The sequence below is a fragment of the Bradyrhizobium sp. SZCCHNR1093 genome (genome assembly GCF_032381175.1).
Lineage (GTDB): Bacteria > Pseudomonadota > Alphaproteobacteria > Rhizobiales > Xanthobacteraceae > Bradyrhizobium.
In genome coordinates, this window is the sequence record NZ_JAUHJJ010000001.1 from 910496 (window position 1) to 933562 (window position 23067).

Here is a 23067-nt window from a genome sequence, read left to right on the forward strand (position 1 = left end):
CAAATCATTAATCGCGCGACCATCACGCGATCCTCATTCAACTGAGCGATGACTTTTGGAAATAGCCCACAGGCACATTCAGAAAGGCACAGCGGCTAATCGAACTACCTCAAGGTAGAGATTTTCTGGGGGAATACAAGGCCACGGGGCAAATATAGTTTGCCGAGAGCCGGAACCGTGAGTCGGCTCACGCTGGCAATATCAGCAAATTGGCCTTATCTTCACTGGACCATCGGTAACGGCCTGGCCATCGATGGCTGAGAGACACTCGTGCTCCCGCCTTCCGACGAAGGGGATCATCGTGTCTCGCACGTATTGTGCTCATCACATTGTGAGCAACACGTTTCATTGACGCCGCTCCGCTGAGCGCGCCGCTCCCCCGCCGCAGCGCTGATCGGCTTCGCCAACCTAATTTCATCGATAGAGATGAAGACAAGGAGGACACTTTTGCAGGTTCTTGTTCGTGACAACGACGTCGAGAAGGCGTTGCGCATCCTGAAGCGGAAGATGCAGCGCGAAGGCGTATTCCGCGAGATGAAGCGCCGCAGATCCTACGAGAAGCCATCGGAACGCAAGACGCGCGAGAAATCCGATGCGATCAGGCGCCAACGCAAAGTCGCGCGCAAGCTGGCCATCCGCGAAGGCTTGCTGCCTGCGCCGGTCAAGAAGGTACCTGCGTCGCGGCCGGGCATGCTGCCCTCCACGACCTCGACGCGCCCCGATCGTGATCGGCCGCGGGATCCACTCACCTCTGCAACGCCGCGCAGCTGAGCGAACGACGGCATGTCCGCCGAAAACGACGGACCCGACGGGAAGAGGCTGGCGTTCACGCCAGCTTTTTCGGTTGTTTACCGGCGTTGTCGGCCGCTTCGCGCGCCAAGCGCTCGGCCTTCAGTCGCTCGCGGTTCTGATCGAACGCGGTCTGAGCCTTTTCATAGTCGCTCCTCGGCGGCTCGGCCGGCTTGAAGGCCTTGTGAGCCTCGCGCACGGCGGCCGTTGGCTTGCGCTCCGACATGATGACAGTCCTCGTTGGAATGGTGAACGCCGCTGCGACATCCTGTCGAGACTTGGCATAGCATGGGCACGGTTCAATGACGGCCTCGGGTAGGCGGAGCCCGCTGTCTTGGCGCGGACCGGCTTGGACGACCACCCTGCGGCCTCATCGGGGCCCTTTCTATTATAATCCAAATACGCCGAAGATGTTGCAAGGAATTGAACCCGACCCGGTGCTCCATCGTTCCGACCGGCCGACGGCTTACGCACAATCACGCCATCCCGTGCTTGCGGCCGGGCACGGCAGCGAGCAACTCGCGCGTATAGGCGTGTTCGGGATTAGCGAACAGCGCCGCGGTCGGCTTCAGCTCGACGATCTCGCCCTTCTGCATGACAGCGATCCGATCGCAGATCTGCGCGGCCACCCGCAGGTCATGCGTGATGAACAGCATCGACAGACCAAGGCGCGCCTTCAAATCTTCCAGCAGCCGCAGCACCTGCGCCTGGACGGACACGTCGAGCGCCGACACCGCTTCATCCGCGACGATGATCTCCGGATCGAGCGCGAGCGCGCGCGCAATGCCGATGCGCTGACGCTGGCCGCCGGAGAATTCATGCGGGTAGCGGCCGATGGCGCCGGCGTCGAGCCCGACCATGCCGAGCAATTCCTGCGCGCGTTTCAGCGCTGCGTCGAGCGCGGTGCCGCGGGCGACCATGCCGTCGGCGATGATGCGGCCGACCTTGCGGCGCGGGTTGAGCGAGGCGAACGGATCCTGGAAAATCATCTGGATGCGATGACGCTGCGCGCGCAATGCGCGGCCGTCCAGCGCCGTGAGATCGACATCGCCGATCCGCACCGTGCCGCGATCGGCCTCGATCAGCCGCATCACCAGACGCGCAACGGACGACTTTCCTGAGCCGGACTCGCCGACGAGTCCGAGCGTCTCGCCCTGATGGATTGCGAAATTGACCGCATGCGCAGCGCGCGTCTCACGCTTCGGACGGAACCAGCCAGTCGGCGTCACATAGGTCTTGTCGAGCCCGATCACCTCCACCGCCCGAGGAGCAGCCTCGCGTGATTGACGCGGTGGCGGGTCGAACGACGGCACGGCCGCGAGCAGCGCCTTGGTGTAGTCGTGATGCGGCTGGCCGAGCACGGCGGCGGCCGTGCCCTCCTCCACCACCTTACCATGGCGCAGCACCACGACCTGGTCGGCGATATCGGCGACGACGCCGAAATCATGGGTGATGAACATCACCGCCATGTTGTGGCTGGCCTGCAGGTTGCGGATCAGCTTGAGGATCTGCGCCTGGGTCGTGACGTCGAGCGCGGTGGTCGGCTCGTCCGCGACGAGCACGGCCGGCTCGAGCGCGAGTGCCATCGCGATCATCGCCCGCTGGCGCTGGCCGCCGGAGAGCTGATGCGGATAGGCGCGGATGATGCGCTCCGGATCTGGCAGCCCGACCTCACGCGCCAGCGCCAGCGCCTTGGCGCGGCGCTCCCGGGGGCTCAGCAGATCATGCGCTTCGAACACCTCCATCAGTTGCTCGCCGATCCGCATTAGCGGATTGAGCGCGGTCATCGGCTCCTGGAACACCATAGCGATGCGGCGGCCGCGCAGATCGCGCCAGCCTTCGGCATCGACGGCAAGCAGGTCGCGTCCCTCGAAGCGGATCTCGCCGCTCTCGACTCTGACAGTATCCGGCAGCAGGCCGAGCAGCGCATGCGCGCACATCGACTTGCCCGAGCCGGATTCGCCGACCACGCAGACGATTTTGCCGGCGGTGAGATCGAACGAGACGCCGTCGACCGCATGGGCGCGCTCTGCGCCCGTCGGCAAGGCGATGCGGAGGTTCCTGATGGCAACGACGGGATCGGCCATCTTCTCACCTGCCCTCGCGCGACAGGCGCGGGTTGAGCGCATCGTTCAGCCCCTCGCCGATCAGATTGAGGCCGAGCACCGACAGCAGGATCGCGACGCCAGGAAACACCGTGATCCACCACGCCTGACGAATGACGGTGCGACCGGCGCCGACCATGTAGCCCCAGGAGATCAGGTTGGGATCGCCGAGGCCGAGGAACGACAGCGAGGATTCCAGGAGGATCGCGGTCGCGACCATCAGCGAGGCCAGCACGATCACCGGCGACAGCGCGTTGGGCAGGATCTCGCGCCAGATGATCCAGGCATTGCTCTGTCCGGTGACGATGGCCGCCTGGACATATTCGCGGGTACGCAAGGACAGCACCTCGCCACGCACCAGCCGCGCCACCGGCGGCCAGCTGACGAGGCCGATGGCGGCGACGATCGAATAGATCGACGGCTGCAGGATCGCGACCAGCACGATGGCGAGCGCGAAGCTCGGGATGGTCTGGAAGAACTCGGTGAAGCGCATCAGCGCATCATCGACGCGGCCGCCGAAATAGCCGGCGATGGCGCCGAGCGGCACGCCGACGATCAGCGCAACGAGTGTCGAGACGAGACCGACCAGCAACGAGACGCGGGCGCCGAAGATCAGGCCGGCGAGCACGTCGCGTCCCAGCGCATCGGTGCCGAGCGGGACCTTCGACAGCATGAACGGCGGGACGAACGGCCGCTGCACCATGCGCCATGGTGAATTGGGGAAGTAGACCGGCCCGGCCACCGCGATCACGATCGCCAGAACGAGAATGATCAGCCCGATGATGCCGCTCGGGCTGCGCAGCATGGTGCGCCAGAACTGCCTCATGAGGCGTACTCGATGCGCGGATCGACCAGTCGGTAGACGAGGTCGGTGACGAGATTGAAGATCAGCACCATGGCGGAGGAGACCACGAACACGCCGAGCAGCAGGTTGTAGTCGCGCTGGATCAGCGCGTCGTACATCAGCCGGCCGATGCCCGGCCAGGCGAAGACCGTCTCGGTCAGCACCGCGCCGCCAACCAGGGTGCCGGCGTGAACGCCGGCGAGGGTCACCACCGGCAGCAGCGCGTTGCGCAGCACGTGGCGGCGCAGGATGACGCCATCGCGCAACCCCTTCGCGCGCGCGGTCTTGACGAAGTCGAGGCGCTTGACCTCGAGCATCGAGGCGCGGGTCATGCGAGTGTAGGTCGCCATGAAGAACAGGCCGAGCGTGGCAGCCGGCATGGCGAGATGCGCGGCGACGTCGAGCGCATGGCGGACTCCCGTATAGCCGGCACCGACCGTTTCATAGCCGAAGCTCGGCAACCAATCGACCCAGACCGAGAACAGCAGGATCGCGATCAGGGCGATCCAGAACAGCGGCGTCGCGTAGAAGATCAGCGCGAGCACAGTAATTGCAGTATCGAGGATCGTGCCGGCGAAGCGCGCGGCGAGGGCGCCGAACAGGATGCCGAGACCGAGCGAGATCGCGAACGCGGTGAGCGTCAGCAGCAGCGTCGCCGGCAGCCGCTCGGCGATCAGCCTGGCGACCGGCGCCTGCTGGCGAAACGAGAAGCCGAGATCGAGGCTGGCAATGCCCTTGACGTAGATGAGAAGCTGTTCCGGCAGCGGACGGTCGAGGCCGAATTTTTCGCGCAACTGCGCCACGAAAATCTGGTCGGAGGCGCCGGCTTCGCCGGCCATGACGACGGCCGGATCGCCCGGCGCCAGCCGGATCAGGAAGAAATTCAGCACGATGATGGCGAGAAGGACGATGACGCCTTTCACGACGCGCTGGGCGATGAAGGAGAGCATGAAAGGTCCGTGGAGGTCAGCTCGGCAAGACAGCGAAACACCGGAGCGCGGGGATCATGGCCGCGCCCCGGAGTGCACCGCTATTTGTCGAGCCAGGCATCGCGAAAGCCGTCGTTGACGCCGATGCCAGTGGTGATGAGGTTCTTCACCTTGCACTTGGTGATGGTCGGGAACTGCAGCTCGAGCAGCCAGGCAACGGGTACGTCCTCAGCCAATATCTTCTGCACCTTGTCATAGGCCTCCTTGCGCTTGGCGTCGGTCGGCGCCGTGGCGCCCTCTGCAAACAGCTTGTCGACCTCCGAGTTGGAGTAGCCCTCGACGTTGTTGAACAGCTGGCCCTTGGCGATCGCCGAGGTGATGTAGTTGCGGGAGACGCCGAGCGCGGGATCGCCGTACTGATAGAGATAAGTGAAGGCGATGTCGTAGTCCCACTCCATGATCTTCTGGTTGCCGCCCGGGACGTCAGTCGCGATCGTCTCGATGTTCATGCCGACATCCTGCAGGTTCTGCTTCACCGCCTCGCCCCAGCGCTGCCAGGTCTCGCCATAGGCCAGCGGCAGCATGCGGATCTTCTCGCCCTTGTAGCCGGCCTCCTTGAGCAGCGCCTTCGCCTTGGCCGGGTCATACGGATATTTCGGCACGTCGTCGCTGTAGAACTTGATGGTCGACGCCGACGGGCCGGTGGCCACCTTGCCGAGGCCGTTCCAGATCACGTCCTTGGCGAAGTCGCGGTCGATGGCGTACATGATCGCCTGACGCACCTTCTTGTTGGCCAGGATCGGATTGCGGTTGTTGAGCCACATCCAGGCCAGCGGCGAGAAGAACTCCCAGCCGGCGCCGGTGACGCAGGCGCCGGGCAGCTTGGAGACGCGCGGCACGTCGAAATTCTCGATCGAGCCGCCCGGCAGCACGTCCACCTTGCCGGTCTCGAAGGCGACCGCGCGCGCGGCAGCGTCGGGAATGATCTGCCAGTAGACCTCGTCGAGATAGGGCTTGCCCTTCTCATGGTAGTTCGGATTTTTCACCATCCGGATGAAGGAGCCCTTCTGCCATTCCTTGAACATGAAGGGGCCGGTGCCGACAGGCGCGTTGTTGTTCGGATTGGTCTTGTAGTCGGTGCCCTCATACAGGTGCTTCGGCACCATCGGCATCGAGCCGACCTCGAAGATGCCGATGAAGGGACCGAACGGCTCCTTCAGCGTGAACACCACCGTGAGATCATCCGGCGCCTCGACTTTCTCGACCATCACGAGGTTGTTGCGGGCGCGCGCATGCGTCTGCTTCAGCATCTCGATCGAGAACAGCACGTCGGCCGAGGTGAACGGCTTGCCGTCGTGCCAGGTCACGCCGGGCTTCAGCTTGAAAGTGTAGACCTTGGCATCCGGGCTGATGGTCCAGCTCTCGGCGAGGCCGGGCAGCGGTTCGAGCTTGGGGCTGTAGCGCAGCAGGCCTTCGAAGATGTTGCCGGCGACCATCTGCGTCGGGCCGTTCTGGACCATCGCGAGCATCAGGCCGGGCGGCTCGGGCTGAATCACCGCGTTGACCACGCCGCCGACCTTCGGCTCCTCCGCTTGCGCCGCGGACAGTCCGCAGCCAATGACTACACCCAGCAGCACCCGTTTCAACATGATGAACTTCCCAAATGTCATTGCGGGCCGCGATGCATCAAGCGCGCCAAGGTGCGCGATATCGCCATGCGGCTTCTGATGTGATGCCTGCTCTGGGCGCATGGACTGTTGGATCGTCCGCGCGCAGCGCCGTAGAACGGGCTCCAATACGACCGCGGGCAACGCTTTGGAAACGTCGCCAGGACCTGTGTCAGTCGCGCAATGCGCCCCCGGACGACGCGGCTCACAGGTCGAGCCCCTTGATGCAAAGGCTCACACGATCGCGATCGCGGCCGCAAGATGAAACTCGCGACAGCGTTAGCCCAAAAATTGAACAGGGATAATCAGCGCCGCAGACGCGCGATCGCGCCGGAAACGATCTGCATGATCACGCCAATGATCCAGCCGACCATGATCAGCGACGTCCAGACGATGTGCGGATCTTCGCGCAGGATGATGATGGCGACGGCGAAGAACGCCGTCAGGGTCGCAAGAAAGGTCCCGACGGCGCTCAGGAATTCGGCCGTATCGATCTTCGTCTCCGCAGGTGAGTCCTCGTCATGCGGATGAAAAGGGAGTTGCGGCGTGTCGATGCCGAGATAGAAGCCCAGTGCCCCAGATAGCATCATCACGATCAGGAAGCCCTGCGTGGTCAGCAACGGAACGCTGGAGCCGACATGGGCCCCGACGAAGACGCCGCAGGCGGCCCCCGCCAGAGCCAAACCCGAGCGTTCGAGGATATGGGCAAACTTCCTGACGCGAAACCGCATGACTCGCCCCCAAATGTCAGACCCGCCACGCGCATGCAACGGATTCGACGCCTGGACCGTCCTAACGGCAAGACCGTCACCCAAACGTCAAATCTGAAGCTGCACTCGCGCGAAGATTTTAGCTACACTTCTTTTGACGCCAGCACTGCCCGAAAGGGAGGGCGAATGCTGACGTCAATATACTAGGCGGCCCTGGTCAGGTCGGCATTGAGGTGGCTCAACCTCGGCATGACCTCCTGCTTCAAGAGGCGCAGCGAGTTGTGCCAGGCTTCCGGCCTGTGCTTGTAGTCGAAGCCGAACACGCACAGCGTGCCGAAGCCGCCGACCTCATGCCAGATCTTCTCGATCTTCTCGGTCACCGTGGCCGGCGAGCCGACGATCCAGTTGCGCTTGGCGCAATAATCCACCGTCACGTCGGAATCGGGCACATCGGGTGAGTGCTTCAGATAGTCCTTGAAGCCGAAATGACCGAGCAGGGGCAGGAAGTATTCGCCCATCATCCGTCCCATCATGTCGCCGGAGGACAAGCGCCAGGCTTCCTCGTCCGTATCGGCGACGAACACCTCGCGCACCAGCCGCCAATCGCTGCGGCTGGGCTTGCGACCGGACTTGGCGGCGCCGGCCTCGACCGAGTCCCAGTGCGACGACACATAGGCGGGGTTGAGGTTGAGGCTCATCGGGATGAAGCCGCGCTCACCGGCGAGCTTCAGCGTGTCGGAGTTCTTCGACAGGCCGGCGACGCCGATCGGCGGATGCGGCGTCTGGATCGGCTTGATGTGTGGCTTGAGGAAGTCGAACATCACATCGGGCTTGGTCACCGTCCAGTACTTGCCCTTGTACGTCCATGGCGCGTCCTCGGACCACATCTTCAGGATGATCTCCAGCGCCTCGCGCGTCATCTCGCGGTTCTGGCCGCTCATGCCGTCGACGTTGAACATCGCCCAGTCGCTCGGCAGGCCGGATGCGGCAATGCCGAAATTGAGGCGGCCGTCGGAGAGGTGATCGAGCATCGCGACGCGATTGGCGAGCTCGGCCGGGTGATGATAGGGCAGCAGGAAGCCGCCGGGCCCGAGCCGGATGTTCTTGGTTTCGCGGAAGGCCTGCGCCAGAATCAGGTCGGGCGCCGGATGCGGCTCCCACGGCGCGGTGTGATGCTCGCCGATCCAGGCTTCCTGATAGCCGAGTTCGTCGAGCCACCGCAGGACCTGCAGGTCCCACTCCTGCCCCTCCTTCAATCCGCACTCCGGCGGATGCGAGGGCATCGTGAAATATCCGATTTCCATGGCGCTTTCCTCTCGCGTTTATATTGCGGCGCATCTTTGCGATGCGCTCATCTTCACGCGAGACGAAACACGACCAGACGAGTCGGCATCGCCGCACGTGGTCTGCGAAGTCTAGCACTTCGTCCGACAGCGACAATCGTCAGCCGTGTCGCGGGCGGAATGATGACCGCAGAATTTTGCAACGCTGATGCGCAACATTGCGGTCATCAATTGCACGTCAGCGTGCGCCGAACGTCGTCCTGCCGAACAGCTCCTTCTGCGTCGACGGCTGCGAGCGCCAGTATTGCGGAGGTGCGGCGACTTGTCCGCCGAGCTCCGCTGCGGCGTGCCAGCCCCAGCGCGGGTCATAGAGCATGCCGCGGGCCAGCGCGACCATGTCGGTCTTGCCCGAGGCCACGATCTCCTCGGCTTGCTGCGCCTGCGTGATGAGACCGACCGCAATGGTGGGAAGCGCCGTCGCCTGTTTCACGGCCGCGGCGAACGGCACCTGATAGCCGGGTCCGAGCGTGATCTTCTGCAACGGCGACACGCCGCCCGAGGAGACGTCGATCCAATCGGCGCCGCGGCGCTTCAGCTCTTGCGCAAACGTGATGGTCTGATCGAGATCCCAGCCGCCGTCGACCCAATCGGTCGCCGAGACGCGCACGCCGACCGGTCTGTCCGCCGGAAATACCGCCCGCACCGCATCGAACACGTCGAGCGGAAACCGCATGCGGTTTTCGAGCGAGCCGCCATAGGCGTCGCTGCGCTGGTTGGCGATCGGCGACAGAAACTGATGCAGCAGATAGCCATGCGCGCCGTGGAGCTCGATCGCGTCGATGCCGAGGCGCGCGGCTCGTTGGGCTGCGGAAACGAACGCATCGCACACCCGCTTCAGTCCGGCTGCATCGAGCTCCTGCGGCGCGAGCTCGCCATCCTTGTGCGGCAGGGCCGAGGGCGCGACCGTCTGCCATCCGCCGTCCGCGAGCGGAATCTGCTGTCCGCCATCCCACGGCTTGTGGCTGGAGCCCTTGCGTCCGGCATGAGCGAGCTGCATCGCGACCGCAGCCTTCGCATGTTTGCGAACCGAGGTCAGGATGGGCTTCAGCGCAGCTTCCGTCGTATCGTCCCACAGCCCGAGGCAGCCGGGGGTGATGCGCCCGATCGGCTCGACATGCGTCGCCTCGATGCAGAACATCGCCGCGCCCGACAGCGCCAGCGTGTTGATGTGGGTGAAGTGCCAGTCATTGGCCGCACCATTCTCGGCCGAGTACTGGCACATCGGCGACACCATGATGCGGTTGGCGAGTTCGAGGTGGCGCAGCTTGATCGGAGAAAACAGGGCGCTCATGCTGAGTTCCAGGTTGCGACGGTGGACGCGATGATCTGATGGCGGCGAGTGTCGATCATGGACGAGGCGCGGTCAACGCGAGGCGCCGCAGCGGCGCCGCGGCTCACTCCACCAGCGTGAACTGCAGCAGCAGCGTGCGCTGGATCATCGAGAAATTGTCGTCGGACACCAGCGTCAGCACGGTCTCGCCCTCCGGCGTGACATGCGCATCGATGCCCTCGAGATTGTCGATCTCCTGCCCGAGATCGGCGGAGAAGATCGCCGGACCATCGACCAGCGCGCCCGGCGCGATCTGCGCAAGCATCAGCCGGCGGATTCGAATGCCGACCCCGTTGAACAGCGAGAACTTGCGTTCGAGCACCAGCAGATCGCCCGACGGCAGCAGCACGGCATCGCTGACGTCGAACTCGTTGCTGCGGACGATGCTGAACTGTCCCGCCGCGGGTCCGCCGATCAGGAAGGCGAGCAGATTGCCGTTCGGGTCCAGACCGCGCTCGGAGAGCGCGATCAGGGCGCCGGCGAGCGGCAGGCCCTTCGGCACGACTACCAACGCTTCCAGTCCCTTGTTGTGGGGTAGCCGCTTGGCGGCCGGCGGCAGCGGCACGATCTCGCCGCGCGCGCCGGTTCCGCCCTTGGCGAAATCGTAGCGCAAGAGCTGGTTGACGCGCTCGAGGCCGACATAGACGATGTCGCCATCGCGAGCGAGCGACTCGGAATCATACCAGCCGCGATCGGTGATGGGCCGTCCGTCCGGACCGAGCAGCGGCGCCGCTTCGACATCGGCGAGCCCCGCGATTTCGCGGCCGGAATAAGCAATGCGGCCGGTGAACCAACCGCCCTTGTCGCTGACCGCGAGGAAGCGTTCACCCTTGGCATCGAGCCGGATGCCAGACAGGCCGCCGAAGCCGGGATAGGACGAGGTCAGCGCCACGCCGCTGCGATACTGCAGCATCCCGAAGCGCAGATGGGTCCTATCGCGGAGGTCGAACGCAGGCAGCGGTCGCGCATTGACCTCGATCTTCGCCGGCGACGTGACGGAGTGCTCGTCGGAAGCTGCGCGTCTGCGGACAGGCGTCGGAGCGAGTTGCGCACGAGCCGTCGTGGACCATGCGAATGCCGACACTCCGCCGATGGTCAGCGCGAGAAAGCGCCTGCGGTCGGCAATCGCCTGCAGCGACATCGTCAGCGGAGCCCCCTCCCCCACCTCCTCCGAAGCGGAGGAGGGACGCAGCCGGCCGACGGCCGCTTACGAATGCAGCCTGCGCTTTTGCCCCGGCGCAGGCTGCGGCGCAGCGTGGGTCTCCGTGAACAATTCGGCGAGCTTCTCGGTGATGGCGCCACCGAGCTCCTCGGCATCGACGATGGTCACCGCACGACGGTAGTAGCGCGTGACGTCGTGGCCGATGCCGATCGCGATCAGCTCGACCGGCGAGCGAGTCTCGATCTCCTCGATGATGTGGCGCAGATGCCGCTCCAGATAGTTGCCCGGATTGACCGACAGCGTGGAGTCATCGACCGGCGCACCGTCCGAGATCATCATCAGGATCTTGCGCTGCTCGGTACGCCCGAGCAGGCGCTTGTGCGCCCAGTCGAGCGCCTCGCCGTCGATGTTCTCCTTCAGCAGCCCCTCGCGCATCATCAGGCCGAGATTCTTGCGCGCCCGCCGCCACGGCGCATCGGCCGACTTGTAGATGATGTGGCGGAGATCGTTGAGGCGGCCGGGATTGGCCGGCTTGCCGGCGGCGAGCCACGCCTCGCGCGACTGCCCGCCCTTCCAGGCCCGCGTCGTGAAGCCGAGGATCTCGACCTTGACGCCGCAGCGCTCGAGCGTGCGGGCGAGAATGTCGGCGCAGGTCGCGGCCACCGTGATCGGGCGTCCGCGCATCGAGCCGGAATTGTCGAGCAGCAGCGTGACGACCGTATCGCGGAAGGTCGCCTCCTTCTCGCGCATGAACGACAGCGGCTGATAGGGATCGATGACCACGCGCGACAGCCGCGCCGGATCGAGGACGCCTTCCTCGAGATCGAACTCCCAGGCGCGGTTCTGCTGCGCCATCAGCCGGCGCTGCAGCCGGTTGGCGAGCCGCGCCACGATGCCTTGCAGGTGCGCAAGCTGCTTGTCGAGATAGGAGCGCAGGCGCTCCAGCTCGTCGTGGTCGCACAGGTCCTCCGCCGCGATGATCTCGTCGAACTTCGGCGCGAAGGCGTGATATTCGGGGCCGCGCGGCTCGTTCGCACCGCCTCGGTTCGGACGCGTCGCCTCACCCGGCGTCTCGTCGTCGCCGAGTTCGCCGTCATCGAGCGTGTCGGACGCCGAGGCCTGTGCCGCCTCCATGGCGCTCTCCGACATCTCGTCCGACGTCGTCTGCGCCTGGTCTGCGCTCATCTCCTGCGCAGCGTCGGATTCGGGCGAGCCCTCGGCGCCGGACTGCTCATTGTCGCCGTCGCGGTTGTCGTCGTTGTCCTCGTCCTCTTCCGAATCGGCGTTGCGCTCATCGCCGAGATCGAGCGCCGACAAGAGATCGTGGACGAGGTCGCCGAACTTGGCCTGATCCTCGGTGAAGCGGCCGAGCTCATCGAGACGCTGGCCGATCCTGTCCTCCAGGAACGGACGCCAGAGATCGACCACCTTGCGCGCCGCATTCGGCGGCGCCATGCCGGTGAGGCGCTCGCGCACCATCATGGCCAGCGCATCCGACAGCGGCGCGTCGGCGCGGTCGGTGATCTCGTCATATTTGCCGCGATGGAAGTGATCGTCGAGCATCGCCGTGAGATTCCTGGCGACGCCGGCCATGCGTTTTGCACCGATCGCCTCGACGCGGGCCTGCTCGACCGCCTCGAACACGCCGCGCGCCTGCGGATTGCCCGGGATCAGCTTGCGATGGATTTTCGGATCATGACAGGCGAGCTTCAGCGCGATCGAGTCGGCATGGCCGCGCACCACGGCGGCGTCGCGCTTGGTCATCTTGCGCGCCGGCTCCGGCAGCCGGGCCTTGCCCGGCGCAAGGCCGGGACGCTCGGCCGCGAAGGAGACTTCGAGCTCGGGCGCCCTGGCGATCGCGCGCAGGCACCCCGTGACCGACCTCTTGAAAGGTTCGGTTGGTGCTTCCTTGACGCCAGGACGGGGCTTGTTGCTCGGTGTGGTCATCTGATTCCTGCGGCTATCGTCCCGGCGAACGCCAGGCCCGATAACCACCGGCGTTCGTTTGTTCGCACTCGCTCTCCCGCATCACCCGACGAGAGAGGCCGCGGCGTATGGGTCCCGGCCCGAGGCCAGGACGACGCCGGTGTGTCAGCTCAGCGCCACGTTGATGGAGGATTCCGGCAGCTCCGCATTGAAGCAGCGCTGATAGAATTCCGCGACCAGCGGACGCTCGAGCTCGTCGCACTTGTTGAGGAACGTCACACGGAAGGCGAAGCCGATGTCGCCGAAGATCTCGGAGTTCTCGGCCCAGGTGATCACCGTGCGCGGGCTCATCACCGTCGACAGATCGCCATTGGCGAAGGCGTTGCGCGTGAGGTCGGCGAGCCGCACCATCTTGTTGACGGTGTCGCGGCCCTGTGCGTTCTGATAGTGCTTGGCCTTGGCCAGCACGATCTCGACCTCCTCGTCATGGGCGAGGTAGTTGAGCGTGGTGACGATCGACCAGCGGTCCATCTGGCCCTGGTTGATCTGCTGGGTGCCGTGATAGAGGCCCGAAGTGTCGCCGAGCCCGATGGTGTTGGCGGTCGCGAACAGACGGAACGCCGGGTGCGGCTTGATCACCTTGTTCTGGTCGAGCAGGGTCAGCCGGCCCGACACTTCAAGCACGCGCTGGATCACGAACATCACGTCCGGACGGCCGGCATCATATTCGTCGAACACCAGCGCGACGTTGTGCTGCAGCGCCCAGGGCAGGATACCATCCCGAAACTCGGTGACCTGCTTGCCGTCTCTGACCACGATCGCGTCCTTGCCGACGAGGTCGATACGGCTGATGTGGCTGTCGAGGTTGACGCGCACGCACGGCCAGTTGAGTCGCGCCGCGACCTGCTCGATATGGGTCGACTTGCCGGTGCCATGGTATCCGGTCACCATCACACGGCGATTCTTGGCGAAGCCGGCCAGGATCGCCAGCGTCGTGGCGCGGTCGAAGCGGTAGTCGGCGTCGACCTCGGGGACATGCGGGTCGCTTGCGGAAAAAGCCGGCACCTCAAGGTCGCTGTCGATCCCAAACACCTGCCGCACCGACACCTTCATGTCGGGCACACCGGTCATCTCCTGCGCATTGGTCGTAGCGGCGGTCGTCATTCATCCTCCGAGGTCCCGGGCATTCCCGAAACCAGATTTCATGTTTGGCTGCGGTTGAAGGGCTTCAACGCCAGCCTAGCAGAGAGCACGCGCGGGCAGAAGCCTAAGCCTTGATCAAAGTTCCGTCGTTATATCATCGAGATAGGCATGAGTGGCCGTTTTCGAAAGGCTGCCCTGCGAATCGTGCCACCTTTTCGCCCACCGGCTCTTCCCAGGATCTCGACGTGGCACCCGGAGCCGGGGTTCCTACTTATCGAGGAGCTCCCGCCCACCCTCTCCACCAACAGGAACCGCGTGGCCCATCTGTTCGATCCCCTCATTGCCTTCGTCTCAGCGCATGCGGGACTGGCCTATCTCACCCTGTTTCTGGCCGCCCTGCTGGAGGCGATCCCGATCATGGGCTCGGTGGTTCCAGGCACGACCATCATCCTGGCGCTGAGCGCGTTGATTCCGGGCGGCGAGCTGACCCTGCAATGGGTGCTGGCGGCGGCCATCCTGGGCGCGGTGCTGGGGGACGGCGGGGCGTTCTGGGTCGGCCATCGCAGGCAGCGCGAGATCCTGACGAGTTGGCCGTTCTCGAACTATCCGCGCCTGGTGGCGCAGAGCGAGGCCTTCTTCCACCGTTTCGGCACCCTGGCGATCTTCTTCGCCCGCTTTGTCGCGCCGATCCGCGCCGTCGTGCCGATCACGGCCGGCGCGCTCGACATCCCTCCGCCGCGCTTCTACGCCGTGAACATCCCTGCCATCGTGCTGTGGGCCTGCGCCCATGTCCTGCCCGGAGTATTCGCCGTGCAGCTGTTGCACCGCTATGGCGGCATTCCGCATCATAGCCATATCGCCAAATCCACCTGGATCATCGCGGCGATCGCCGGAACGATCGTGGTCTGGCTGGTCCTCAGATTGACGCGGAAGCGGCGCGAGACGCAGCTGGCGGCCGGCGCCGCGGATTAGAACGGCTACAGCGAATCCAACATGGCGCCGCGGCCGGGTGCGGGTCCGATATAGCGGGCGCGCGGGCGGATCAGGCGGCCATGCTGCAGCTGCTCGCAGGCGTGGGCGATCCAGCCGACGCAGCGGGCCATCGCGAACAGCGCCAGCTCGCTGCCGGCGGGCAGACGCAGACTATGCACCAGCACCGCAAGCGCGTAGTCGATGTTAACGAACTCGCCGGTCGCCTCTGCGATCCGCTCCGGCACCTCGCGGGTGAATTTGCGCGGCGCGCCGGCCCGCGTCAGCGCCTCCAGCAGCGAGATCGCGCGCGGATCACCGCGCTTGTAGACGCCATGCCCGAACCCGGCGAAGCGCTCGCCCAGCGCCACCCGCTCGCGGATCAGCGGCGCGACATCGCGATCGATGAGTGCCTTCACCAGTTGCGACGCCAGCACGCCGGCACCGCCGTGCTGCGGCCCTTTGAGCGCCACAAGACCCGCGATGACGGCATCGTAGAGGCTGAGGCCCGTCGACGCCGCACAGCGGACGGTGAAGGTCGACGCGTTCAGCTCATGATCGGCAAGCAGCACCAAGGTGCGGCGGATCAGGTCCGGCGCATGTTCGTGTCCGGGCGCCCAGCTCCGCGCGACCTGAACATGGAGCGGATCGGCTGACGCGGGCTGGTTCAGCATGGTTGCGACCACAAGCCGAACGATGCGGGCGCCGACCAGCGCCCGACCGTCGGGTGCGCGGTTGAAGGCCGCGGGATCAGCATGTGTCGCCAGCGCCAGCACCGCGATGGCGCGGTCGATCGGCGCCGCGCGCCGCGCGGCATCGGCGATGAGACTCATCTCCTCCGACGCGGCCGGAAGGTTGTCTGGCGCAAACGGATCGAGCGCGGTCACGTCCCACAACAGTGTCGCGGCATGCTCCAGCGTGTCGCGCTCGGCCAGGTCGACGCAATTGACGCCGCGATAGATCGGACCGGCTTCGGTGATCGTCGACACAGCGGAATCGAACACGGGGAGATCCGCATCGAAGCTGCGGAAAGCGCGCGGCTCAGGGGCCGGCGCACGACGCTCCTTCAGGGCGCGGATGTCCTCGGCGCGATAGCGGCTGCTGCGCGAGTTCGGCGACGGCTCGGAGCGGACCAGGCCGCGGCTGACATAGGCGTAGAGGGTGGCCGGCGAGATCGCGAGCTCGGCCGAAGCTTCACGGGCAGATAGGTAAAGTCCGCTGTCTTTTTTCATATTGATCAGCTTAATCAAGATTGATCAAGTTGTCGACTGGGCGGATCTTGCCGGCGTGACCACTCGTGAAGGAGACCCGCCATGACCATCCACCTCGGCAAGACCCCGATCGGCCTCGACGGCATCGCCGCCGCCGAGACCGTGCTCAGCCACGTCGACGGCCAGCAGGGAGAGCTCATCATCGCCGGCGCCCGTGTGGCCGATCTCGCCGCTGCCAACGGCTTCGAGGGCGTGACGGCCCGGCTATGGAGCGCGGCCACGAAGCGCACCGTCGGCGAGGCCGAGGTCCGCGCCAGCCTTGGTCGTGCCCGCGAGCGTGCCTTTGCCCGGCTGCCCGAGCTGCTCGCCGCGACCTCCGGCCTGTCGATCATCGACGGCTTCCGCGCCGCGGTCGCGGCGCTGCGCCACGAACCCGGGCTCGACGACGAAGCCACGATCGTCGGCGCCTGCCCGGTGATCGCCGGCGCCTTGGTCCAGCGCGCGCAGGGAGCGCAGCCGATTGCCCCCGACCCTGATGCCAGCCACGCCGCCGATACGTTACGGATGGTGCGTGGCGATAGGCCCGAGAGCGGGGAGGTGGCGGCCTTGGACACCTATCTCGTCACCGTCAGCGATCACGGCATGAACGCCTCGACATTCGCCGCGCGGGTCGTGGCCTCGACCCAGGCCGACCTGTTCGCGTCGGTGACCGCCGGCTATTGCGCGCTCACCGGCCCGCTGCATGGCGGAGCGCCGGAGCCGGTGCTGGAGATGCTCAATGCGATCGGGACGCGCGACAACATCAAGCCGTGGGTCGACGCGGCGCTAGGCCGCGGAGAGCGGCTGATGGGGTTCGGGCATCGGATCTATCGCGTGCGCGATCCGCGCGCCGACGTGCTCAAGGGCGCGATCGAGCGGCTGGCGGGCAGCGGGGCTGATCTGCCGTTTGCGAGCGAGGTAGAGGCTTACATCCGCCAAGCGCTGCGGCAGAAGAATCCGGAGCGCGTGCTCGACACCAATGTGGAGTTCTTCACCGCCATCCTGCTCGATGCACTGAAGATTCCGCGGCAGGCGTTCACGCCGATCTTCGCGGTGGCGCGTGCGGCAGGCTGGACGGCGCATGCCCGCGAGCAGCAGCGGACGGGGCGGCTGATCCGGCCCAGCTCGGCCTATATCGGGCCGAAGCCCTGAACCGTCGAGCGCGACGCGCGGCAGCCTCGCGCGCTGTCGCGCATCAGCCCTTCACCACCGTCTTCAGATAGTTGTAGGCCTTGATGATCTCGATCAGGCGATCCTCGGTGGAGCGGTCGCCGCCATTGGCGTCGGGATGGTGCTGCTTCACCAGCGCCTTGTACTTGACCTTGACGTCTTCGAGCGTCGCATCGGGACCGAGGCCCATCACCTGCAGCGCCTTGCGCTCGGCGTTGAAGACCTTGCGCGTCTCGGCCTTGGGGGCCGACTGGGGATCCGGACGCCAGCTGCCGCGGCCGTTGATCTCGGCGAAGACGCTGAACGGATCGGCGGCATCGCCGAGATCGCCCTCGGCGCTGCCGGTGCCGCGCTTGGCCGACGTGTTGGCACCCATCTTCCAGGTCGGGCGATGTCCGGTCAGCGCATCCTTCTGATAGCGCGCGACCGCCTCGGCGTTCATCCCCGAGAAGAAATTATAGGACTGGTTGTACTCGCGCACGTGGTCGAGGCAAAAGTGCCAATACTCGCGCACGTTCTCGCGTCCCTTGGGCGCGCGGTGCGAGCCCTTGTTCTTGCAGTCCGGCCACTGACAGGGCTGGGCCTCCTCGCGCACCACCGGCTGCCGCGCAGCCTGCTTCTTGGGCTTGATGCGGATGGAGTCGAAGAATTTGTTTGAATCGATCGGCATGGCGGACTTTGACTACGCAACGCCGAAAGCTTCAAGTCTTGACATTGCGAATACCTCTGGCGGGGACCGCCGATTGACGAAAAATAATTTGATGCGTATTTCCAGAGACCATGCGGACCCGAGATGCTATCATCGAAAAGTTGCGCGAAGCTTTCTCGCCGGAAAGCCTCGATGTTCAGGACGAATCACATCTGCACGAAGGCCATATGGGCCATCAGCCGAGCGGTGAGACCCATTTCCGCGTGTATATTGTGTCGCAGGCCTTCGCCGGCAAGAGCCGTGTCGATCGCCACCGCCTGATCAACGCCGCATTGGCAGCGGAACTTGCCGGCTCGGTGCACGCGCTCGCGCTGCATGCGAAGGCGCCGGGCGAGGTTTGATCCCCAATTAGAACGCCGTGCCCGCACGGCGCGGCCGCGTCTCCTCGGTTTCGCCGCGGGGCACCGGTACGATGCGCAGCGCGGTGATGCGATTGCGCTCCCGGCGCAGCACGCGAAAGCGGAAGCCGTAGAACGTGAAGCTCTGGCCGCGCTCGGGGATCGAGCGCGCCTCGTGAATCACGAGACCTGCGACAGTGGTCGCCTCCTCGTCCGGCAGCGTCCAGTCCATCGCGCGATTGAGATCACGGATCGGCACCGAACCGTCGACGACGACGGATCCGTCTGGCTGCACGCGCACGCCGGCGACCTGCACGTCCTGCTCGTCGGAGATGTCGCCGACGATTTCTTCCAGGATGTCCTCGAGCGTGACGATGCCTTCGACCTCGCCATACTCGTCGACCACGAGCGCGAAATGCGTCTTGCGGCGGCGGAACGCTTTCAGCTGTTCCGACACCGAACGCATCTCCGGCACGAACCAAGGCGGCAGCGCCAGCGAGGCGACGTCGATGTGCGACACATCGCCCTCGGCGGCGCGGATCGCACGCAGCAGGTCCTTCGCATGCAGCACGCCGATGATGTTCTCCGGCGTCCCGCGCCATAGCGGGATGCGGGTATACTCGGTGGCGAGCACCTCGCGCACCAGTTCCTCCTGCGGCAGGTCCGCATTCACCATCACCATCTCGGTGCGATGGACCATCACGTCGGACACCTGCAATTCGCGCAAGTCGAGCAGGCCGCCGAGCATGTCGCGGTCCTGCTTCTCGACCTTGCCTTCATGATGTAGGAGATCGACGGCGCCGCGCAGGCGTTCGGTCGGCGACAGGATCGGCTGATTGGCCCCGACCTTGAAGCCGATCAGCCGCATCAGCCCACGCACGATCGCTTCGATCACGGCCAGCACGGGACCGAGCACGATCACGGCGGCCCGCATCGGTCTGGCAACCGTGAGCGAGACGCGATCGGGCGCATTGATCGCGATCGTCTTCGGCAGCACCTCGGCGAAGATCACCACCAGCGCGGTCATCACGCCGGTCGCATAGAGCACGCCGACCTCGCCGAACCAGGCGGTGAAGATGCCGGTCGCCAATGCGGAAGCGGCGATATTGGCGATGTTGTTGCCGAGCAGCAGCGCGCCGATCAGCCGCTCGCGCATGTCGAACAGGCTCGACACCACGTCGGCGTCGCGATTGCCCTGCTTCGACAGCCGCAGCATCGAGGCGCGGGAGGCACCGGTCAGCGCGGTCTCGCTCAGCGCAAAGAAGGCAGAGGCGGCGAGGAGGATGATGACGACGGAGAGTGTGATCCAGTCCATGACGCCGATGTCGCTCTGTAGGGAGGCCGCCGATGATCCGTTGGCACTGCTCAACACGGCGTAAAGCCCGGGATCAGCTTCTGCTGCGCAATTTGGCCTGCAGGAAGTCGCGAACGCGCGCCGGATCGACGTCCTTCGCGATGACGGCGCGGCCGATGGCTTCCATCAGGATGAAGGTGAGCTTGCCCCGCTTGACCTTCTTGTCCTGCGCCATCAAGGCCAAAAGCCGGTCGGCGTCGCCGATCCCCTCCTGGGCGAAGCCGGCGATATCCTGCAGATGGGTCGGCAGACCGACCGCGGCAAGGTGACGCTCGATGCGTGTGACGTCGTCGGGCGGCAGCATGCCGAGCTCGGCCGAGAACTGCGCCGCCAGCACCATGCCGACCGCGACGCCCTCGCCATGGAACAGCCGGTCGGAGAAGCCGGTCACGGCCTCCAGCGCATGGCCGAAGGTGTGGCCGAGATTGAGCAGCGCCCGATCACCGGTCTCGCGCTCGTCGCGGGCGACGATCGCCGCCTTGGCGCGGCAGGAGGTTGCAACCGCGTGCTCGCGCGCCGCACCGCCCTTGACGACGTCGGCGTGGTTGGCTTCCAGCCAGGCGAAGAAGCTGGCATCGCCGAGCAGGCCGTATTTGGCGACCTCGGCATAGCCGGCGCGGAACTGGCGCGGCGACAACGTGTCGAGCACCGCGGTGTCGGCGATCACCAGCACCGGCTGGTGGAAGGCGCCGAGCAGGTTCTTGCCCTGCGGCGAGTTGATGCCGGTCTTGCCGCCGACGGAGGAATCGACCTGCGCCAGCAGCGAGGTCGGGACCTGCACGAAGTCGACCCCGCGGCGCAGGATGGCGGCCGCGAAGCCGGCGAGATCGCCGACCACGCCGCCGCCGAGCGCGACGACGAGGTCGTTGCGCTCGATCTTGGCGGCGATCAGTGCCTCGCTGACCTTCTCGAGGCCGGCATAGGTCTTGGAGCCCTCGCCCTCCTCGACCACGATCGTGGACGACGGGATTCCCGCCTCCGCCAGGATCGCCTCGGTCGGCTTCAGCCAGTGCGCGGCCACGGTGCGGTCGGTGACGATGGCCGTCCGGACACCCGGCCGCAGCGCCGAGATGCGCTGGCCAAGCGAGGCGATCACGCCACGGCCGATGACGATGTCATAGGCGCGCTCGCCGAGCGCGACGTCGACGATCATCGGATCGGAATGCTTCAGTGGTGCCGTCATCGGAGCGCGCCCATCGCCTGCGGAGGATCGGATTGAACTGGATCGGGTTGTGGTCCGGTGGGCCTCGCCGCGGTCTCCGGTGGAGAGAAGAACGCCTGCAGCGCCTCCAGGCAGTCCTCGACGACCCGGTCGTGCGGCACGTCGCGCGAGAAGATCGTGAGGTCGGCGAGCTGGTAGACCGGCTCGCGCTCGGTCAGGAGCCGCGCGACCGTGCCTTCGGGATCAGCCGTCTGCAGCAGCGGGCGGTCGGCCCGCCGCCGGACGCGGCGCATGATCACGTCGGCATCGGCCTTCAGCCACACCGAGACCGCCTTCTCCTGGATGCGCCGCCGTGTATCCTCGCGCATGAAGGCGCCGCCACCGGTTGCCAGCACCGCCGGACCATTTTCGAGCAGGCGGGCGATCACCCTCGCCTCGCCGTTGCGGAAATAGTCCTCGCCGCGCGACTCGAAGATTTCCGGTATGGTCATGCCGGCTGCGGTCTCGATCTCGGTATCCGCATCGACGAACGGCAGCCGGAGCCGCGCCGCGAGCCGCCGGCCCACGGTCGATTTGCCGACCCCCATCATGCCGACCAGCACGATCAGCCGCTTGCCGAGGCCTGCGAGAATCGCGGCCTCCTGGGCGACAGGTCCAGATGCTGGTTGCGTCGGTTCGGTCATTTCTCCGCTTCTAACCCAGGCCCTGCTGCTTTCAAAGGCATCCTGTTCCGCTCCCCGAGCCAAGGCGAGCTGCCCGGTCTGCCGACGGGCTTGCAAGGCCGATGCGAACATGTTGGATGAAACCGTTCCCTTTCTGGTGGCCTGCGCGACCGACATGCCCAGCCTGTTCCGCTTCCTGACCGTCATCGCCATCATCGTCGGCGTGGTCTATGGCGCGATCTACGCGCTGGCGAATTTCGTCAACCCGAAGCCGCGCGAGATGACGGTGACGATCCCGCCGGACAGGTTCCAGAAGAGATGATCGGCACCGCTGCGGCGAACCGAAAAGCCACAGGGCATTGATTAAGAATTTTACGATTGTCTGAGGCGGCCGGGCGCCGCGATATCGGCCAGATTTGCAGTCACCGCTCGCCGTGCCGGCACGAATACCTCGTAGTGATTCGATCGCCTCGGACGCAGCGGATTTCACAACATGAAGGTCAAGGCCTCCGACGCCAGGCTGATGAGCCTGTTCCTCGACATGATGGCCGCCGAGCAGGGTGCCGGTCAGAACACGCTGGACGCCTATCGCCGCGACCTCACCGATCTCTCCGACTTTCTCGGCGGCAAGGCCAACGGCTTCGCCACGGCCGACACCCAGGCATTGCGCGACTATCTCGCCGATCTCGACACCAGGGGCTTCAAGTCCTCCAGCGTGGCGCGGCGGTTGTCGGCGATGCGACACCTGTTTCGCTTCCTGCTGAGCGAGCGCATCCGCAGCGACGATCCCGCCGCGATCCTGTCCGGCCCGAAACGCGGCCGGCCGCTGCCCAAGGTACTGTCGATCGGCGATGTCGACCGGATGCTGACCCGCGCGAAGGAGCTGAGCGAGGGCACGGACGCTTCGCCGGCGCAGCGGCTGCGCGCGCTGCGGCTGTATTGCCTGCTCGAGGTGCTCTACGCGACCGGCTTGCGCGTCTCCGAGCTGGTGGCGCTGCCGCGGACGGCCGCCCGCAACGATGCCCGCATGATCGTAGTGCGCGGCAAGGGCAACAAGGAGCGGCTGGTGCCGCTGAACCAGGCCTCGCGCCAGGCGATGGCCGACTATCTCGCCGCCCTGGATGCGTTGAAGCCCGAGAAGAAGGCCAGCGCGACGTTCGGCAAATGGCTGTTTCCCTCGTTCGGCGAGAGCGGCCACCTCACCCGCCAGCACTTCGCCCGCGACCTCAAGGAGCTGGCGGTGGCGAGCGGCCTGCCAGCCCGGCTGGTGTCGCCGCACGTGCTGCGCCATGCCTTCGCCAGCCATCTGCTGCACAACGGCGCCGACCTGCGCATCGTCCAGACCCTGCTCGGCCACACCGACATCTCGACCACCCAGATCTACACCCATGTGGTCGAGGAACGGCTCAAGAGCCTGGTGCGCGACCTGCACCCGCTGGCCGAGACCTGACGTCGCTTCACACCTTCCCGAAACCAAATCCGCCGGCGTGACGCCCGGCCGGCTT

Annotated in this window: 22 protein-coding genes; 6 read left to right on the forward strand and 16 right to left on the reverse strand. The window is 65.7% G+C overall.

What is annotated here, in order from left to right; genetic code table 11:
* Positions 1–447: 447 nt before the first annotated feature.
* Entirely contained in the window at positions 448–771 is a 324-nt protein-coding gene (gene rpsU, locus QX070_RS04280; protein WP_315735155.1) for a 30S ribosomal protein S21, read from the forward strand.
* 55 nt (positions 772–826) lie between these two features.
* Here rpsU and QX070_RS04285 read toward each other — a convergent pair whose 3' ends face one another.
* The 11 genes from QX070_RS04285 to cobS form a co-directional block, all read right to left on the reverse strand.
* Positions 827–1015 carry a hypothetical protein gene (locus QX070_RS04285; RefSeq protein ID WP_315735157.1) on the reverse strand — a complete coding sequence of 63 codons (189 nt, stop codon included), beginning with the start codon at positions 1013–1015 and terminating at the stop codon, positions 827–829.
* Positions 1016–1265: 250 nt separating this feature from the next.
* Positions 1266–2876, reverse strand: a complete 1611-nt coding sequence (locus tag QX070_RS04290; RefSeq protein WP_315735159.1) for an ABC transporter ATP-binding protein — start codon at positions 2874–2876, stop codon at positions 1266–1268.
* Positions 2877–2880: 4 nt separating this feature from the next.
* Positions 2881–3720, reverse strand: coding sequence for an ABC transporter permease (locus tag QX070_RS04295; RefSeq protein WP_315735161.1), 840 nt, complete (start codon positions 3718–3720; stop codon positions 2881–2883).
* Positions 3717–4688: an ABC transporter permease gene (locus QX070_RS04300; RefSeq protein ID WP_315735163.1), complete on the reverse strand. Its 972-nt coding sequence runs from the start codon at positions 4686–4688 to the stop codon at positions 3717–3719. Before QX070_RS04300 ends, QX070_RS04295 begins: the two co-directional genes overlap by 4 nt.
* 80 nt (positions 4689–4768) lie before the next feature.
* The gene (locus QX070_RS04305; protein ID WP_315735165.1) at positions 4769–6316 is read right to left on the reverse strand and encodes an ABC transporter substrate-binding protein; all 1548 of its coding nucleotides are present in this window, start codon (positions 6314–6316) and stop codon (positions 4769–4771) included.
* A 323-nt stretch (positions 6317–6639) separates the two neighbouring features.
* Positions 6640–7065, reverse strand: a complete 426-nt coding sequence (locus tag QX070_RS04310; protein ID WP_315735167.1) for a hypothetical protein — start codon at positions 7063–7065, stop codon at positions 6640–6642.
* 182 nt (positions 7066–7247) lie between these two features.
* Positions 7248–8348 (reverse strand): LLM class flavin-dependent oxidoreductase, encoded by a 1101-nt coding sequence (locus QX070_RS04315; RefSeq protein WP_315735169.1) that lies wholly within the window; start codon positions 8346–8348, stop codon positions 7248–7250.
* Between the two features lie 217 nt (positions 8349–8565).
* Entirely contained in the window at positions 8566–9678 is a 1113-nt protein-coding gene (locus QX070_RS04320) for an NADH:flavin oxidoreductase/NADH oxidase (protein ID WP_315735171.1), read from the reverse strand.
* A 103-nt stretch (positions 9679–9781) separates the two neighbouring features.
* On the reverse strand, positions 9782–10858 hold the full coding sequence (locus QX070_RS04325) for an esterase-like activity of phytase family protein (RefSeq protein WP_315735173.1): 1077 nt from the start codon (positions 10856–10858) through the stop codon (positions 9782–9784).
* A 66-nt stretch (positions 10859–10924) separates the two neighbouring features.
* A complete protein-coding gene (gene cobT, locus QX070_RS04330; protein ID WP_315735175.1) occupies positions 10925–12826 on the reverse strand; it encodes a cobaltochelatase subunit CobT in 1902 nt (633 codons plus the stop codon).
* Between the two features lie 144 nt (positions 12827–12970).
* Positions 12971–13969: a cobaltochelatase subunit CobS gene (gene cobS / locus QX070_RS04335; protein WP_315735178.1), complete on the reverse strand. Its 999-nt coding sequence runs from the start codon at positions 13967–13969 to the stop codon at positions 12971–12973.
* A gap of 294 nt (positions 13970–14263) precedes the next feature.
* Here cobS and QX070_RS04340 point away from each other — a divergent pair, with 294 nt between their 5' ends.
* On the forward strand, positions 14264–14920 hold the full coding sequence (locus QX070_RS04340; protein WP_315735180.1) for a DedA family protein: 657 nt from the start codon (positions 14264–14266) through the stop codon (positions 14918–14920).
* Positions 14921–14925: 5 nt separating this feature from the next.
* Here the strand turns inward: QX070_RS04340 and QX070_RS04345 are convergent, their stop codons facing one another.
* On the reverse strand, positions 14926–16149 hold the full coding sequence (locus QX070_RS04345) for a citrate synthase family protein (RefSeq protein WP_315735182.1): 1224 nt from the start codon (positions 16147–16149) through the stop codon (positions 14926–14928).
* Positions 16150–16230: 81 nt separating this feature from the next.
* Here QX070_RS04345 and QX070_RS04350 point away from each other — a divergent pair, with 81 nt between their 5' ends.
* Positions 16231–17319, forward strand: coding sequence for a citrate synthase/methylcitrate synthase (locus QX070_RS04350; RefSeq protein ID WP_315735184.1), 1089 nt, complete (start codon positions 16231–16233; stop codon positions 17317–17319).
* Positions 17320–17362: 43 nt separating this feature from the next.
* Here QX070_RS04350 and QX070_RS04355 read toward each other — a convergent pair whose 3' ends face one another.
* On the reverse strand, positions 17363–18007 hold the full coding sequence (locus QX070_RS04355; protein WP_315735186.1) for a J domain-containing protein: 645 nt from the start codon (positions 18005–18007) through the stop codon (positions 17363–17365).
* Positions 18008–18117: 110 nt separating this feature from the next.
* Between QX070_RS04355 and QX070_RS04360 the strand changes: the two genes are divergently transcribed.
* A complete protein-coding gene (locus QX070_RS04360) occupies positions 18118–18387 on the forward strand; it encodes a BolA family protein (RefSeq protein ID WP_315735188.1) in 270 nt (89 codons plus the stop codon).
* 7 nt (positions 18388–18394) lie between these two features.
* Here QX070_RS04360 and QX070_RS04365 read toward each other — a convergent pair whose 3' ends face one another.
* From QX070_RS04365 to QX070_RS04375, 3 genes are all read right to left on the reverse strand, one after another.
* Complete coding sequence (locus QX070_RS04365) at positions 18395–19699, reverse strand: HlyC/CorC family transporter (protein ID WP_315735190.1); 1305 nt, start codon at positions 19697–19699, stop codon at positions 18395–18397.
* A gap of 73 nt (positions 19700–19772) precedes the next feature.
* Complete coding sequence (gene aroB / locus QX070_RS04370) at positions 19773–20921, reverse strand: 3-dehydroquinate synthase (RefSeq protein WP_315735192.1); 1149 nt, start codon at positions 20919–20921, stop codon at positions 19773–19775.
* The gene (locus QX070_RS04375) at positions 20918–21583 is read right to left on the reverse strand and encodes a shikimate kinase (RefSeq protein WP_315735194.1); all 666 of its coding nucleotides are present in this window, start codon (positions 21581–21583) and stop codon (positions 20918–20920) included. Before QX070_RS04375 ends, aroB begins: the two co-directional genes overlap by 4 nt.
* 154 nt (positions 21584–21737) lie before the next feature.
* Between QX070_RS04375 and QX070_RS04380 the strand changes: the two genes are divergently transcribed.
* Together QX070_RS04380 and xerD are read left to right on the forward strand one after the other, a co-directional pair.
* A complete protein-coding gene (locus QX070_RS04380; protein WP_315735738.1) occupies positions 21738–21884 on the forward strand; it encodes a histidine kinase in 147 nt (48 codons plus the stop codon).
* A 171-nt stretch (positions 21885–22055) separates the two neighbouring features.
* Positions 22056–23012 carry a site-specific tyrosine recombinase XerD gene (xerD, locus tag QX070_RS04385; RefSeq protein ID WP_315735196.1) on the forward strand — a complete coding sequence of 319 codons (957 nt, stop codon included), beginning with the start codon at positions 22056–22058 and terminating at the stop codon, positions 23010–23012.
* The last annotated feature ends 55 nt before the right edge of the window (positions 23013–23067 follow it).

Coding starts and splice junctions, on each gene's coding strand:
- QX070_RS04310 (WP_315735167.1), bottom strand. CDS start 7,065: ATGCGGTTTCGCGTCAGGAAGTTTGCCCATATCCTCGAACGCTCGGGT.
- QX070_RS04360 (WP_315735188.1), top strand. CDS start 18,118: ATGCGGACCCGAGATGCTATCATCGAAAAGTTGCGCGAAGCTTTCTCG.
- QX070_RS04285 (WP_315735157.1), bottom strand. CDS start 1,015: ATGTCGGAGCGCAAGCCAACGGCCGCCGTGCGCGAGGCTCACAAGGCC.
- cobT (WP_315735175.1), bottom strand. CDS start 12,826: ATGACCACACCGAGCAACAAGCCCCGTCCTGGCGTCAAGGAAGCACCA.
- QX070_RS04345 (WP_315735182.1), bottom strand. CDS start 16,149: ATGAAAAAAGACAGCGGACTTTACCTATCTGCCCGTGAAGCTTCGGCC.
- QX070_RS04290 (WP_315735159.1), bottom strand. CDS start 2,876: ATGGCCGATCCCGTCGTTGCCATCAGGAACCTCCGCATCGCCTTGCCG.
- QX070_RS04375 (WP_315735194.1), bottom strand. CDS start 21,583: ATGACCGAACCGACGCAACCAGCATCTGGACCTGTCGCCCAGGAGGCC.
- QX070_RS04350 (WP_315735184.1), top strand. CDS start 16,231: ATGACCATCCACCTCGGCAAGACCCCGATCGGCCTCGACGGCATCGCC.
- cobS (WP_315735178.1), bottom strand. CDS start 13,969: ATGACGACCGCCGCTACGACCAATGCGCAGGAGATGACCGGTGTGCCC.
- QX070_RS04325 (WP_315735173.1), bottom strand. CDS start 10,858: ATGTCGCTGCAGGCGATTGCCGACCGCAGGCGCTTTCTCGCGCTGACC.
- QX070_RS04365 (WP_315735190.1), bottom strand. CDS start 19,699: ATGGACTGGATCACACTCTCCGTCGTCATCATCCTCCTCGCCGCCTCT.
- xerD (WP_315735196.1), top strand. CDS start 22,056: ATGAAGGTCAAGGCCTCCGACGCCAGGCTGATGAGCCTGTTCCTCGAC.
- aroB (WP_315735192.1), bottom strand. CDS start 20,921: ATGACGGCACCACTGAAGCATTCCGATCCGATGATCGTCGACGTCGCG.
- QX070_RS04295 (WP_315735161.1), bottom strand. CDS start 3,720: ATGAGGCAGTTCTGGCGCACCATGCTGCGCAGCCCGAGCGGCATCATC.
- QX070_RS04300 (WP_315735163.1), bottom strand. CDS start 4,688: ATGCTCTCCTTCATCGCCCAGCGCGTCGTGAAAGGCGTCATCGTCCTT.
- QX070_RS04380 (WP_315735738.1), top strand. CDS start 21,738: ATGCCCAGCCTGTTCCGCTTCCTGACCGTCATCGCCATCATCGTCGGC.
- QX070_RS04305 (WP_315735165.1), bottom strand. CDS start 6,316: ATGTTGAAACGGGTGCTGCTGGGTGTAGTCATTGGCTGCGGACTGTCC.
- QX070_RS04320 (WP_315735171.1), bottom strand. CDS start 9,678: ATGAGCGCCCTGTTTTCTCCGATCAAGCTGCGCCACCTCGAACTCGCC.
- QX070_RS04355 (WP_315735186.1), bottom strand. CDS start 18,007: ATGCCGATCGATTCAAACAAATTCTTCGACTCCATCCGCATCAAGCCC.
- QX070_RS04315 (WP_315735169.1), bottom strand. CDS start 8,348: ATGGAAATCGGATATTTCACGATGCCCTCGCATCCGCCGGAGTGCGGA.